This window comes from Streptomyces sp. TOM-9 (assembly GCF_056858595.1).
Window position 1 is genome coordinate 8,826,786 of the sequence record NZ_JBXEQB010000001.1, and the last position, 13,545, is coordinate 8,840,330.

11 protein-coding genes are annotated in these 13,545 nt (G+C 73.7%); 8 read left to right on the forward strand and 3 right to left on the reverse strand.

The window, feature by feature from the left end; translation table 11 throughout:
• Positions 1-36 precede the first annotated feature (36 nt).
• A complete protein-coding gene (locus AC1VWI_RS40620; protein WP_499516068.1) occupies positions 37-1,251 on the forward strand; it encodes a PP2C family protein-serine/threonine phosphatase in 1,215 nt (404 codons plus the stop codon).
• Positions 1,252-1,423: 172 nt separating this feature from the next.
• Positions 1,424-3,319: a LamG-like jellyroll fold domain-containing protein gene (locus AC1VWI_RS40625; protein ID WP_499516069.1), complete on the forward strand. Its 1,896-nt coding sequence runs from the start codon at positions 1,424-1,426 to the stop codon at positions 3,317-3,319.
• A gap of 96 nt (positions 3,320-3,415) precedes the next feature.
• Here AC1VWI_RS40625 and AC1VWI_RS40630 read toward each other — a convergent pair whose 3' ends face one another.
• Together AC1VWI_RS40630 and AC1VWI_RS40635 are read right to left on the reverse strand one after the other, a co-directional pair.
• Complete coding sequence (locus tag AC1VWI_RS40630; RefSeq protein ID WP_499516070.1) at positions 3,416-3,616, reverse strand: hypothetical protein; 201 nt, start codon at positions 3,614-3,616, stop codon at positions 3,416-3,418.
• Between the two features lie 277 nt (positions 3,617-3,893).
• The gene (locus AC1VWI_RS40635; protein WP_499516071.1) at positions 3,894-4,784 is read right to left on the reverse strand and encodes a LysR family transcriptional regulator; all 891 of its coding nucleotides are present in this window, start codon (positions 4,782-4,784) and stop codon (positions 3,894-3,896) included.
• A 154-nt stretch (positions 4,785-4,938) separates the two neighbouring features.
• Here AC1VWI_RS40635 and AC1VWI_RS40640 point away from each other — a divergent pair, with 154 nt between their 5' ends.
• From AC1VWI_RS40640 to AC1VWI_RS40655, 4 genes are all read left to right on the forward strand, one after another.
• Positions 4,939-5,787 (forward strand): EamA family transporter, encoded by an 849-nt coding sequence (locus AC1VWI_RS40640; protein WP_499517031.1) that lies wholly within the window; start codon positions 4,939-4,941, stop codon positions 5,785-5,787.
• Positions 5,788-5,801: 14 nt separating this feature from the next.
• Positions 5,802-6,281, forward strand: coding sequence for an SUKH-3 domain-containing protein (locus AC1VWI_RS40645; RefSeq protein ID WP_499516072.1), 480 nt, complete (start codon positions 5,802-5,804; stop codon positions 6,279-6,281).
• A gap of 11 nt (positions 6,282-6,292) precedes the next feature.
• Positions 6,293-7,129 carry a S1 RNA-binding domain-containing protein gene (locus AC1VWI_RS40650; RefSeq protein WP_499516073.1) on the forward strand — a complete coding sequence of 279 codons (837 nt, stop codon included), beginning with the start codon at positions 6,293-6,295 and terminating at the stop codon, positions 7,127-7,129.
• Between the two features lie 191 nt (positions 7,130-7,320).
• On the forward strand, positions 7,321-9,177 hold the full coding sequence (locus AC1VWI_RS40655) for an FHA domain-containing protein (RefSeq protein ID WP_499516074.1): 1,857 nt from the start codon (positions 7,321-7,323) through the stop codon (positions 9,175-9,177).
• A 9-nt stretch (positions 9,178-9,186) separates the two neighbouring features.
• Here AC1VWI_RS40655 and AC1VWI_RS40660 read toward each other — a convergent pair whose 3' ends face one another.
• Positions 9,187-9,534: an ArsR/SmtB family transcription factor gene (locus AC1VWI_RS40660; RefSeq protein WP_499516075.1), complete on the reverse strand. Its 348-nt coding sequence runs from the start codon at positions 9,532-9,534 to the stop codon at positions 9,187-9,189.
• Between the two features lie 84 nt (positions 9,535-9,618).
• On the opposite strand from AC1VWI_RS40660, the gene AC1VWI_RS40665 reads away from it, so the two are divergent.
• Together AC1VWI_RS40665 and AC1VWI_RS40670 are read left to right on the forward strand one after the other, a co-directional pair.
• A complete protein-coding gene (locus tag AC1VWI_RS40665) occupies positions 9,619-10,935 on the forward strand; it encodes an MFS transporter (protein WP_499516076.1) in 1,317 nt (438 codons plus the stop codon).
• A 145-nt stretch (positions 10,936-11,080) separates the two neighbouring features.
• Entirely contained in the window at positions 11,081-13,534 is a 2,454-nt protein-coding gene (locus AC1VWI_RS40670; protein WP_499516077.1) for a SpoIIE family protein phosphatase, read from the forward strand.
• The last annotated feature ends 11 nt before the right edge of the window (positions 13,535-13,545 follow it).

Consider the following 13,545-nt stretch of genomic DNA (forward strand, 5'->3'; position numbering starts at 1 on the left):
ATGCCCGGCCGGTCGGGAACGGGTGCGGGAAGCGCGGTGAGTGGACCGGAGATCGACTACCAGGCCGTCTTCGAGGCGTCACCCAGCGCGATGCTGGTGCTGGACCTCGCGCTGGTCATCGTGGACGCGAACGCGTCCTACCGGCGGCTGTTCGACCGTAGCCGGGACCAGCTCGTCGGCCGCTACGTCTTCGACGCCTACCCCGACAACCCCGACGACCCGCACGGTGCCGGACGCGGCGACATGGAGGCGTCGATGCGCCGGGTGGTGGAGACCGGCGCCCCGGACGCCGCCGGCCCCATGCGCTACGACGTCGAGGACCTGGACCGGCCGGGGGAGTTCGCCGAGCGTTACTGGAGCCCCATCAACGCCCCCGTCCTGGACGCCGCAGGACGCGTCGTCCTGCTCGTGCACCGGCTCGCCGAGCTCACCGACCTCGTGCGCTCCGGCGGTTCCGCCGTCGACGACCGCCGCCTGCAGATGGAGGCCGACCTGTACGCCCGCTCCCGCGAGTTGCGGCAGGTCAACGAGCGGCTGCGCCAGTCCCACGCGCGCGAACGCGAGGTCGCCCTCGCCCTGCAGGAGGCGATGCTGCCCGCCCCGCAACCACTGGCCCACCACCGGGCAGCGGTCCGCTACCGGCCCGCGGTCCACGCCCTGGGCGTCTGCGGTGACTGGTACGACGTGACCCAACTGCCCTCCGGCGACGACGCCGTGGCGGTCGGGGACGTCGTCGGCCACGGTCTGGCCGCCGCCGGGGTCATGGGCCAGCTGCGCAGCGCCCTCAGTGCCGCGATCCGCGTCGTGGACGGCCCCGCGAAGGCGCTCGACGGGCTCGACCTGTACGCCCGCTCCGTCGACGGGGCCATGTCGACCACCGCGGTGCAGACCGTCGTCGCCCGGTCCGGCCACCGCATCACGTACAGCAGTGCCGGCCACCCGCCGCCGGCCCTGGCCGGCCCCGACGGCACCGTGCGCTTCCTGGACCGGGCGACCGACCCACCGCTGGGTGCCGCCTCCGACCACACCCCCCGCCCCCAGGCCACCACCACCTACGCGGACGGCTCCACCCTCGTGCTGTACACCGACGGGCTGATCGAACGCCGCGGGGAGGACATCGACCTCGGCATGCGGCGCCTCGCCGACCGGCTCGCCGAACACCGCCGGCAGGGCCCCGAGGACCTGGCGGACACCCTGATCGCCCTGAGCGCCGGCACCGACGACACGGCCGTGGTCGTCGTCCGCCTCTGAGAGGCCGAGCCGCCCACCGGCCGTGAACGGCCGGTGCGGGGTCGCATCACGGGACGAGTTGGTGGTCCGGACCAGTCCAGGGCGCCGGATGTTCAAGATCGCTTTGCCGGGTCCTCGCCCGGGCCGCGCACGATCCGTGCTGACAGCAGTTCCCCCCAGCACGGAGACGTACATGAGCAATCCCCGCCATCCCAGCCCGGGACGCCGATCGCTGCTGCAGGCGGCGGTCGCGGTGCCCGCGGTGGGCGCCGCGGCGTCGGTCCTCGGCACCGGCACGGCGCAGGCCGCGCCCCGGCACCAGGACCCCGGCACGGCCGGCTCCCGGGACCGTGGCTTCGACGAGGAGAGCCCCCGCTTCGCCCTGGCGGTGCTGCCCGACACGCAGTACCTCTTCGACGCCGACAGCGCCGACCCCGAGCCGCTGAAGGCGACCTTCCGCTACCTGGTGGCGGAGCGCGAGGAGGTCAACATCGCGTTCATGACCCACCTCGGAGACGTCACCGAGCACGGCACCGAGCAGGAGATCGAGCTCGCCGCCGACACCTTCCGCACCATCCACGGCAAGGTCCCGTACAGCGTCCTCGCGGGCAACCACGACATCAACGGCGGCACCGACGACCAGCGGGGCGACACCGCGTACCTGCGGGCCTTCGGGCCGAAGCGGTTCACCGCCATGCCGACGTTCGGCGGCTCCTCGCCCGACGGCTACAACAGCTACCACGTGCTGCGCGCGGCCGGCCGCGAGTGGCTCGTGCTCGCCCTGGACTGGCGCGCCTCGGACAAGGGCCTGGCGTGGGCGCAGGGCGTCCTCGACGCCCACCCGACCCTGTCCGCCGTCCTGACCACGCACGACATCGCCTGGGCCGAGGACGACGGCGAGGCGCACCTGTCCGACAACGGGCAGCGTCTGTGGGACCGCATCATCCGCGGCAACGACCAGATCTTCCTCGCGCTGGGCGGCCACTACTGGCCGCCCGGCCGGACCGTGCTCACCAACGACGCCGGGCACGACGTGCACGTCCACATCACCAACTACCAGGACCGCTACTACGGCGGCGCCGGCATGATCCGGCTCTACGCCTTCGACACGGTGCGCAACGTCGTCGACGTGGAGACCTTCTCCCCCTGGTTCCTCGCCCGCGACCCCGCCAAGCGGACGCCGCTGGAGGCGGAGACCATCGAACTGACCGGCGACGTGGACCGGTTCAGCCTCGCGATCGACTTCGCCGAGCGTTTCCGCGGCTTCGACCAGGTGACCCCGCCGAAGCCCCGTCCCGCGCACCGCGTGATGCCCAAGGGCACGGTGGCGTACTGGCGTTTCGACGCCGAGGGCCTGGCCGGCGCGGGCCGCCCCGGTTCCACCGTCGCCGCGGGCACCGTGGCGCGCGACCTGAGCGGCAACGGCAACGACCTGGCGGTGCGGCTCCTGCACGACAGCGCCGCCGAGGTCCTCACCTGGTCGGCGGAGCACCACACCGGCCAGCCGGCCCACGCCAGCCTGCGGTTCGACGGCGGCAAGGGCCCCGACCGGGGCGCGGTCCTCACCACGAAGGCCACGGCGCCGCTCAACAGCATGAAGTTCCGCAAGGGCTTCACCATCGAGACCTTCATCAGGCTGCCCGAGCCCTTCGAGGGCGACCACGCCTGGATGGGCATCCTCAGCTGGGAGGGCCGCAACGGCGACGCCGGGAAGACCACGGGCTGGTCGACCGACGAGCCCACGTGCAGCCTCAACGTCACGCCCGAGCGGTTCCTGCAGTTCGTCCTCTACCCGGACGTCCAGGACGCCGACCCGACCTCGTGGAGCCACGCCCTGCCCGTCGGCCGCTGGACCCACATCGCGGTCGTCAACGACGGCCGTCGCACGGTGATGTACGTCGACGGCTCGAAGATCGCCCGCAACCCGTCCCAGCCGGCCACCGGCATCGAGACGCTGGGCAAGCCCTTCGTCATCGGGGGGACGCAGTTCGCGGAGCAGTTCGGGCAGGGCTTCTACGGCTGGATCGGTGACACCCGTATCGTCGAACGCGCCCTGGCACCGGCGGAGTTCATGACGCCGCGCGTGTGACCGCAGCTGCCCCTGCCGCCTGACGCGGTCCTGCCCCGGGCCCAGCCCGGGGCAGGACCGCGTCGGCGCACCAGGACCGAGGCGGGACGCGGCCGCTCAGTCCTGCATCCAGCGGCTCCGCAGCCGGGCGAGTTCCGCGGACCACCGGCTCCGGCGGTCGCCCACCGCTTCCGAAGCCTCCGGAGGGGACACGGGCAGCCTGACCGATTCGCAGTACGTCTTCCACGCCTGGTACCAGTTGGGCGCCAGGACGGCGGCGAGCATGATCAGCGGCACGAGCACGGCGGATATCAACACGGCTGCTCCCTTCCGTGCGGCCGTCGCGCCGGCGGTGGCGCGAACAACGGTCGGTGGACGCTGGTCCGCCGACCGGACCGGATGAAACGGGCTCCGTCCGTTATCGTCCTCCCGGCCGTGCCGTACGCAAATCGAGTGAACCGTCGCCGCCCGTCGCTTCCCTGGTCACGCCGCCGCCGCGAGGTCGCGACGAGGGCCGCGGCCCCGACGCCCCGATGCTCCGAACGGATGACGCGGCACGACCCCTGGCCACAGCTTGCGGGGTCCTCGGCCCTGGCTAGGCCCGGCGGTCGTCGGCCCGGTACAGCTCGATGGCCAGCGCGACGGCCGCGTGGGTGGCCGGGTGCGGGTCGTGGCGGCGCCAGACGAGGCGCACGGGCACCGGGGCGGCGTCCCGCAGCGCGCGGTACACGATGCCGTCGCGGCGGTACTGGGCGGAGGTGGACCGCGGGGTGACGCCGACGCGGCGGCCGGTGGCGATCGCGGCGAGCCAGTCGTCGATGTCGTGGGTGTACTCGACGGCCGGCCGGTTGCCCTCGGGCCACAGGTCGGGGCTGGTCGTGCCCGTCCGCCGGTCGACGACCAGCGTGCGGGCGGCGATCTCGGCGAGCCGGACGCTGCGCCGTCGCGCCCAGGGGTCGTCCGCGGCGAGGGCGACGTAGCGAGGTTCGTGACCGATGAGCGCGTGGGACCAGCGGTCCAGGTCGATGGGGGCGCGGACGACCGCGAGGTCGCACAGGCCCTCGGCAAGACCGGCGGTGGGGGTGTTGTGGCGGATGAGCTGGAGCTCCACGCCGGGGTGGCGGTCCCGCCAGACGCGCTGGAACTCGGTGGTGCGGCGGCCGAAGGCGGACCAGGCGTGGCCGATGTGCAGGCGGGTGTGCCCGGTCGCGGCCTCCCTGACGAGCTCGTCGACACCGCCCAGCAGGACCCGGGCCCGGGCGAGGACCTGCACGCCCGCGGTGGTCGGGGCGACGGTACGGCTGGTGCGGTGCAGCAGTCGCACCCCGAGGACGCGCTCCAGCGCCAGCAGGTTGCGGGAGACCGCCGCCTGGGAGATCCCGAGGTCGATGGCGGCGTCGGTGAAGCTGCCGGCGTCGAGGATGGCGACCAGGCAGCGCAGGTGCCGGAGCTCGAGTCCGGCGGCTCCTCCACGATGCTCGTCCATGCGTCCAGCGTATCGATGGTGCGTCGTATGCATTTCGCGCATGGCCACCCGCGGCGGGACAGTGGCCCGCATGACGATGGAGACCTCCGGCGACGTCGCGCCGGCCGCACCGGCCGGGGCCGGGGCCGCGGGACGCCTCGGCGGGGTGGCGCTGATGCTGAGCAGCGGCCTGTCCAACCAGGTCGGCGCGTCCGTCGCTGCCCTGGCGTTCCCCGTGATCGGGCCGCTGGGTGTGGTGGCGGTCCGCCAGTGGGTGGCCGCGGCGGTGCTGTGCGGGGCGGGCCGGCCCCGGATGCGGGCCTTCACCGCCGCGCAGTGGCGCCCGGTCCTGGCCCTGGCGGTGGTGTTCGCGGCGATGAACCTCTCCCTCTACACCGCCGTCGACCGCATCGGCCTGGGGCTCGCCGTCACCCTTGAGTTCCTCGGGCCGCTGGCCGTGGCCCTGGTCGGCTCACGCCGCCGCACCCACGTGCTGTGCGCGCTGGCCGTCGCGGCCGCGGTGGTCGTCCTCACCCGCCCCCAGCCCTCCACCGACTACCCGGGCATCGGCCTCGCGCTGCTCGCCGCGGCCTGCTGGGCCTGCTACATCGTGCTCAACCGCGTCGTCGGCGGACGGCTGCCCGGACTGCAGGGCCCGGCCGCCGCCGCTGCCGTCTCCGGCGCCGCCTACGTGCCCGCCGGCGCGCTGGCCCTGTGGTGGCATCCGCCCACCCTCACCGCCCTGGCCTGCGCCGTGACCGCCGGGATCCTCTCCTCCGCCGTACCGTTCCTGTCCGACCTGCTGGCGCTCCGCCGGGTCCCGGCGCACTTCTTCGGCCTCTTCATGAGCGTGAACCCGGTCTTCGCCGCGCTCGTCGGCCTGGTTGTCCTCGACCAGCACCTCGACCCGGCCGCCTGGCTCGCCACGTTCGTGATCGTCACCGCGAACGCGGTGGCGGTCGGCACGGACGCGCGGGAGACTGCCGGGAACGAACCCGTGGGGATGAGAGGGGACAACACATAGCGCCCAGCCATGAGTTGCCGGCGAGCTTCGGTCCATCGGTACGAGCGGCGCTGGGCGTTGCCGGATGGACACCCGGTCGCACGGTCGCCACGGAGCACTGGCGGCGCCAACTGACCGCCGCCGGGTTCGAACCCGACGACGCGGCGGTCGCCGTCTGGGCCGAGTTCGGCGGGCTGACGATCAGGAGTTCCCCGGCCCGTCGCCCCGGCTCGTCCCTGCACGTGGACCCCGTCGACGCCTGCGTCGACACCGCCGAAGAAGCGTCCACGCTGAGGCGGCACTACGCGGAGAACCACACCCCGCTGGGGATGTGGTCGTCCCAGTTCTGCTGCTACCGCGCGGCCGGCGGCCGCGTCATCGCCGTGGGGCCGAACGTCGTGTGGCACCTGGGCGCGACCTTCGCCGAGGCCTTGACCTACATCGTGGACGGCGACGGCGGAGGCAGTCGCGCCGAACCCGCGGACTGGCTCGCCAACTGCCCCACCGCGGGGTGAGAGTGTCCCGCGTGAGCGAATCTTCCGACGATCAGGCGGCCTGCAGGGAGTTCCTGGCCGGGGTCCGCGTGGGCGACGTCTGCGACGGGACGGCGGCGGAGGTCACCCACCGCGAGGTGAGGGTGACGCTGGACGGTTTCCCCGGGCGTCCGCTGGGGACGGTGGGGCCGCTGGACACGTCCTGGATCCGGCGTCCCGACGTCGAACCCGGGCAGCGGATCACCGCCCGGGTGCTGTCCGTCGACGTGGACGGGGCAAGGGTCTTCCTGTCGACGGCAGCCACCGAGCACGCCGAACTGTGGGCGTTCCTGGCGTCGTTGCACCCGGGCGAGCGCATGACCGGCACGATCGCGTCGATCGAGCCGTTCGGGGTGTTCGTGGCGCTGGACGACGGCCCGGGCCACCCGGTCTTCCCCGGCGTGGGGTTCATCACCTTCCCCGAACTCTCCTGGCGCCACTTCGAGGACCCCTCGGAGGTCGTCCGGGTCGGAGAGCGCGTCACGTGTGAGTTCCTCCAGTTCGACACGACGAACGGCGAGGCCCGGCTCTCCCTGCGGGCCACCCTGCCGGACCCCTTCGGGGAGTTCGCGGACCGCACGGAGGTGGGCCGGACGCTGCGCGGACGGGTGACCAAGCTGGTCCCGTTCGGTGCCTTCGTCGAGGTCGCCGACGGGGTCGTGGGGCTGGTGCACCTCCGGGAGCTCGCGGACACGGCCGTGGAGGCGCCGGAGGAGGTCGTCAGGACAGGCGACGGGATCACCGTCGTCGTCATCGAGGTCGACCGCCCGGGCCGCAGGCTCCACCTGTCCCGGCGGCGGGTTCCCGGGGCCCGTCAATCCGACGGATGACGGAGGCGGCCGGGCCCGGCGGTCGTAGGTGAGGGCCGTGCGGGGGGTGGTTCCGCGCCGTCTTGCGCCGGGGGTGTTTCCCACGGTGGGCGGGTTGGGCAGCCAGCAACTGTGCGTGCGTTCCCCGGGGTTCGTTGACACGTGGAGATGAGGGACCAATGCCTCCTGAGATAGTCGGGCGTCGAGGCTCGTTGGCAGGGGAGAGGTTCGGGATCGGCGACAAGCCCCTGACGTTCGGGCGCAAGGCCGGGAACACGGTGGTGATCGCCAGCGTCAGCGTCTCCCGTCTGCACGCGGAGGTGCGCCGCGAGGGCCACGGGTTCGTGCTCTACGACCGGGCGAGCAGCAACGGGACGCGGGTCAACGGGGAGCGCGTGACGTCGCACGTGCTGCAGCCGGGCGACGAGATCTCCATCGGCGACGAGACCTTCGGCTTCGAGGCCGCCGACGCGATGGAGACCATCCTGGACCTCTCCCTGCTGGAGGCGCTGATGCCGCCGGCGGAACCGGAGGAACCCGGGCCGGTGTTGAAGGTGACGGTGGCGGGCGGCGGCCCGGTCGGGCTGGCGTTCGCCCTCCTGCTGGAGAACCTGATGGGCCGGCGAGTCCGCGTCACCGTCTACGACGCCCGCTGGGCGCAGGACGGGGACCGCGTCGTCTGGAAGGACGAGGGGCAGGGCAACGTCCGCCGGCAGCAGGTCGTGACGGTGCAGAGCCGGCAGTACCTGAACCTGCCCGAGGAGGTGCAGGCCCGGCTGTTCACGGAGGGCACGTACACCGAGATGTGGCCCGCGGGGCCCGACTCGATCCGCGGTTTCAACCCGCGCAACATACGCATCGCCTACGTCGAGGACACGCTGCTGGACCTCGCCAACGCCAAGCGCGACCGCATCCGCCTGGTGCCCGCCCGGTTCGACGCGGCCGAGCGGCAGGAGACGGTGACCCAGGACCACGTCCTGGCGATCTGCGAGGGCGGACGGTCCCGCACGCGCGAGCACTTCGCCGCCAGGTTCGGGACCGCCGACACGTCCATCTACTCGCTGGACGGCGAGCACCTCCAGGACGTGGTGCTGGGCCTGCGCGTGAAGTCGGGGCTCTCCGACCCCATGACGGTCCTGCTGACCGTCGCGCAGAATCGGTTCCTCCTCAACTCCCTGCGCGGCGAGGGCTTCCTGAACATGCGCCTGACCGACGCCGAGGCGCAGGAGGTCGTCGGGATCGACCCCGTGCGGCAGGTCTTCGAGCAGTGCATCGCCTCCCGCCCCTGCGTGATGAGCCGCGACGGGCACGGGGACTTCCACTGCTCCACCCACAGCACGTTCTTCCTGCCCGCCCTCATCAAGGGTTCGGCGCTCTGGCAGCGCGTCAAGGAGGGCCTGACGCTCTTCGACGTCGACGAGCAGGACCTGACCGCGATCACCGCCTTCCGGCTGGACATGGTGCAGCGGCCGCGTTTCACGGCCCGCCTCCACCCGGCGACCGCGGCCACCCCGGGGACGTACGGGTTCCTGCTCGGGGACGCCGCCAACGCCATCCACTTCTGGCCAGGGCGCGGCCTGAACAGCGGTCTGGCCTCGGCCGTCTCGCTCGCCCGTACGCTCAGCGGCACCTGGCGCGGCAGGCCGTTGCGCGACGCGGACTTCGTACGGCACGAGGCGGCGATGTCGATGCTCCAGTACCGGCACAAGAGCCGCGCCTGGAACGCGATGATCACCACGGACGAGAACGGGGTGGGCCAGGCGATCAAGGACAAGATCGCGCGGAGCATCGAGGAGTCCGCCGCCGGGAAGCCGGACCGTGAGGCCGACCTCGACGCCCTCATGGAGCAGCTCCGCGCGATCCGGGAACGGCTCGCTCCGCGCATCGCCGGGATGCCGGACGACGCCACCCTGCGGGAGCACCTGGAGACCCTCGGGAGCGAGACGCTGCGCACCCTGCGGGACAGCGGTCCGTGGGACACCGTCACCGTCGGCGGCGAGGAGGTCGACATCGACATCTTCTACCGGGACGCACGGCCCGCGTCGCGCACGGCCCCGGTGGCCGGCTGAGCCGCCAGGTCAGAACGCGACCGGCCCGGGCGGTGCGGCGCCCGGCTCGTCGAGGACGGCGGTGATCAACCCGGGGAAGCGGCGCTCCAGGTCCTCGCGGCGCAGGCTGACCAGGCGCTGCCGGCCGTGCGGGTCGTTGCGGACGACCCCGGCCTCGCGGAGCGTCTTGAGGTGGTGGGAGAGCGTGGACTTGGGGATCTCCCCGTTGACGGGCTGGCAGGCCGACCCCTCCAGGGGGCGGTCGGCCAGCCGGCGCACCAGCTCCAGCCGTGAGGGGTCGCTCAGGGCGAAGAGCACGTCGGTCAGCACCAGGTCCGCGGCGTCGGGGTGCGGCAGCTCCCGGGGGGCTCCAGTCATGGTTCGATAATAGTTGAACAATCGGCGCGTGTGTGCCTACCCTCGAATGGTTCGATATTTTTGGAACCGTTCGGGAGTACCGATATGCACACCCAGCGCACCGCGAGGCGGATGCCGCGTCCGGTCGGCTTCTGGCTGCTGGCCACCACCCTGCTCGCCTTCCTGGCCGCCTCCAGTGCGCCCTCCCCGCTCTACGTGGTCTACCAGCACCAATGGGGCTTCTCGCCGATCGTGCTCACCACGGTCTTCGCGGTCTACGTGCTGGCGCTGCTGGTGGCGCTGCTCACCGTCGGAGGGCTGTCCGACCACGTCGGCCGGCGGCCGGTGCTCCTGGCGGCGCTGGTCGTCGAGGCCGCGGCCATGGTCGTGTTCCTCACCGCGGACGGCGTCGGACCGCTGTTCCTGGCCCGCATCCTGCAGGGCGTGGCGACGGGCGCGGCCGCCGGCGCCATCAGCGCGGGGCTGATCGACCTGCAGCCCTCGCCCACCTCGCCTCTCGGCTCCCTGCTGAACACCGTGGCGCCGGCCACCGGACTGGCCGCCGGTGCGCTGGGTGCGGGTCTGCTGGTGCAGTACGCCCCGGCCCCCACGCGGCTGGTCTTCGTCGTGCTGACCGCCGTGTTCGTGGTGCTGGCGGCGCTGGTGCTGTTCCTGCCCGATCCCGTCTCGCCGCGCCCGGGGGCCTGGGCCTCGCTGCGGCCCCGGGCGGCCGTGCCGGTCCAGGCCCGCCGGACCTTCCTGGCGGCGACGCCCTGCCTCGTCGCCACCTGGGCGATGGGCGGTCTCTACCTCGCCCTCGGCCCCTCCCTGACCGCCGGGGTGCTGCACATCGGCAGCCACCTGGTCGGCGGCCTGGTGGTGACCACCCTCTTCGGTGTGGCGGCCGTCGCCTCGCTGGTGGTGCGCGACGTGACGCCGCGGCGGATGATGACCGGCGGCTCGGCGGTGCTCGCGGTGGGCACCGGACTCACGCTGCTCGCCCTCGCCGGGCCCTCGACGGCGCTGTTCTTCCTCGGGACCGGCCTCGCCGGGTTCGGCTTCGGCGCCGCCTTCCTGGGTGCCTTCCGCTCCCTGGCGGCACTGGCCCGGCCCACCGAGCGGGCGGAACTGTTCGCGTCGGTCTACGTCGTGAGCTACCTGGCCCTGAGCGTTCCCGCCGTACTGGCCGGGCTCGCCGTGCCGTCCTTCGGTCTGCACTCCACGGCGACGGTGTACGGCGCCGGGGTGGTCGTGCTCGCGCTGCTGGCGGTCGTTTCGGGAGCCGTCGTCCGCAGGCCCCCCGTCGTGGTGCCGGCGCCGGCCCCGCCCGCGGAGGAGCCGGCCGCCTCCACCCGCCGGCTGACCGCGACCGCCGCGGTCTCCGGCCCGGCCCGCGGGCCCGGCTCCCCGGCGGACGTCTGACCGCGGCGCGGCCCGCCCCGGCCTGTCGTCGCAGGTCACGGGCCGGGCCGGGCGCACCGGTCGCGGGTATGGTGGAAACAGCCCGGCCCGCCCCGTCCGATCAGGCGTCCGTGCGCCGGGAACGCAGCCGTACGGGATGGCCGGCATGGGTGCTCCCACAACGATCCCCTCCGCCGCGGCGGACCCGCTGTCGGGCCCCGGCACCGCCGTGGTCGTGGTCGACGGCGCGGGGGTGGTGCGCGGATGGAGCGAGGGAGCCGTGCGACTGCTCGGCCGCCCGGCCCCCGAGGCGATCGGCAGGCCGCTCGCGGACGTCCTCCCGCCGGTGGGGACCGCGGCGTACCGGGCCGGAACGCCGGACCTGGTGACGCGACTCGGCTCGGCGCGGGGCTGGGAGGGCCGGCAGGCCGTACGTCACGGGGACGGCCGCCGCCTCGACCTGGAGGTGAAGATCCTGCCCGTCCAGGACTCGGGCGACCGCTCGCTGCGGCTGATCCTCGCGGCCGACCTGACGCGGAGCTGGTGGACGAGCGCCAGCCGCTCCCTGCTGGAGGGCATCACCCTCACCGCACCGGTGGGCATGGCCATGATCGACACGGACTTGCGGCTCGCCTGGGTGAACGACGCCATGGAGCAGCTGTGCGGCATTCCGCGCGAGCGCTTCCTCGGCCGGTGCCTTGGGGACGTCCTGCCGGGCCTGGACGTGGCGGACACCGAGGCGGAGATCCGTCAGGTGATGGAGACCGGGCTCCCCTCCACCGGCCGCGAGTACTTCGGCCACGTCCTGTCCGACCCGGACCGGGTCACCTACTCCACGTCGTGCTTCCGCCTGGAGAGCGAGTACGGGCAGCCGCTGGGGGCCTGCTACATCGTCCTGTCCACCACCGACCACTACCGCGTCCGGCAGAAGCTGAAGCTGCTGAACGAGGCCCGCAAGCGCATGGGCAGCGCGCTCGACGTCCCGCGCACCGCACAGGAACTGGCGGACGCCGCCGTCCCCGGCCTCGCCGACCACGTCACCGTCGACCTCCTCGACCCGGTGCTCCACGGTGACGAGCCCCCGCCCGGCCCGCCCGACGCTGCCACCGTGGCCCAACTGCGCTGCGCCGGGCACCGTTCCGCACCTGACGACGTCCCGCCGCCCACCCCGCACGGCGGCCGGTGCGACTACCCCCGGCGGTCGCCCACGGCCCGCGCGCTCGTGGACGGCACCTCGGTGCGCGTCGCCGAACTGGACCCGGCCGACCCCCACTGGACCGCCGGCGACCCCGTCCGCAGCGCCCACCACCGCGCCCTCGGCGTCCACTCCCTGATGATCGTGCCCATCCGCTCGCGCGGCACCACCCTGGGAGCGGCCACCTTCGGGCGCTCCCGGGACGGCGGCCCCTTCGGGCCCGACGACCTGGTCCTCGCGGAGGAACTCACCGCACACGCCGCGGTCTGCATCGACAACGCCCGCCGCTACACCCACGAGCACGCCGCCGCGCTCGCCCTCCAGCGCAGCCTGCTCCCCTTGGACCTCCCGCAGCAGAACGCCGTGGAGGCCTGCTACCGCTACCTGCCCGCCGACGCGGAGGCCGGGGTCGGCGGCGACTGGTTCGACGTCCTGCCGCTCTCCGGCGCCCGGGTCGCCCTGGTCGTCGGCGACGTCGTCGGCCACGGCATCCACGCCGCCGCCACCATGGGCCGCCTCCGGGCGGCCGTGCAGACCCTGGCCGACATCGACCTCGCCCCCGACGAGGTACTCGCCCACCTCGACGACATGGTCAGCCGGATCGCCGACGAATCCGCCGCCGCCGACACCTCCGGTGTGATCGGCGCGACCTGCCTCTACGCCGTCTACGATCCGGTCGGCTGCCACTGCACCCTCGCCCGCGCCGGCCACCCCGCACCCGTGCTGGTCACCCCCGATGGCGCCGCCGGCCTCGTGGACCTCCCCGGCGGCCCGCCCCTCGGCCTCGGCGGCCTGCCCTTCGAGGCCACCGGAATCGACGTCCCGGCAGGCAGCGTCCTCGCCCTCTACACCGACGGCCTCATCCAGGACCGCTCACTCGACGCCGGCCGCGGACTGCGGCGCCTGCTCGACAGCCTCGCCTGCCCGCGGACCTCGCTGGAGGGGCTCTGCGACGCCGCCACCGCCTTCGCCGGCGCCCGGCCGGCGGACGACGCGGCCCTGCTCCTGGCCCGCACCCACGCCCTCGACGCCGAGCACGTCGCCTCCTGGGACATCCCCGCGGACCCGGCCGAGGTCGCGCCGGCGCGGGCCCGGGCGGCGCGGCAACTCACGGCCTGGGGGCTCGGCGACCTCGCCCTCACCACGGAACTGGTCGTCAGCGAACTCGTCACCAACGCCGTCCGCCACGCCTCGGGCCCCATCCGGCTGCGGCTCATCCGCGACCGCACGCTCATCTGCGAGGTCTCCGACGGCAGCAGCACCTCGCCCCACCTGCGCCACGCCCGGACCACCGACGAGGGCGGCCGCGGCCTCTTCCTCGTCGCCCGGTTCGCGGAGCGCTGGGGCACCCGGTACGCGGGGGACGGCAAGACCATCTGGTCGGAACAACCCCTCAGGCCCCGTGAGGTCGCCGCATGGCCTTGATCCGGACGGGC

Bases quoted from the DNA above. Each gene is read 5' to 3' on its own strand.
- AC1VWI_RS40635 (WP_499516071.1), bottom strand. From the start codon at position 4,784: ATGGACGAGCATCGTGGAGGAGCCGCCGGACTCGAGCTCCGGCACCTG.
- AC1VWI_RS40640 (WP_499517031.1), top strand. From the start codon at position 4,939: ATGCTGAGCAGCGGCCTGTCCAACCAGGTCGGCGCGTCCGTCGCTGCC.
- AC1VWI_RS40670 (WP_499516077.1), top strand. From the start codon at position 11,081: ATGGGTGCTCCCACAACGATCCCCTCCGCCGCGGCGGACCCGCTGTCG.
- AC1VWI_RS40665 (WP_499516076.1), top strand. From the start codon at position 9,619: ATGCACACCCAGCGCACCGCGAGGCGGATGCCGCGTCCGGTCGGCTTC.
- AC1VWI_RS40660 (WP_499516075.1), bottom strand. From the start codon at position 9,534: ATGACTGGAGCCCCCCGGGAGCTGCCGCACCCCGACGCCGCGGACCTG.
- AC1VWI_RS40625 (WP_499516069.1), top strand. From the start codon at position 1,424: ATGAGCAATCCCCGCCATCCCAGCCCGGGACGCCGATCGCTGCTGCAG.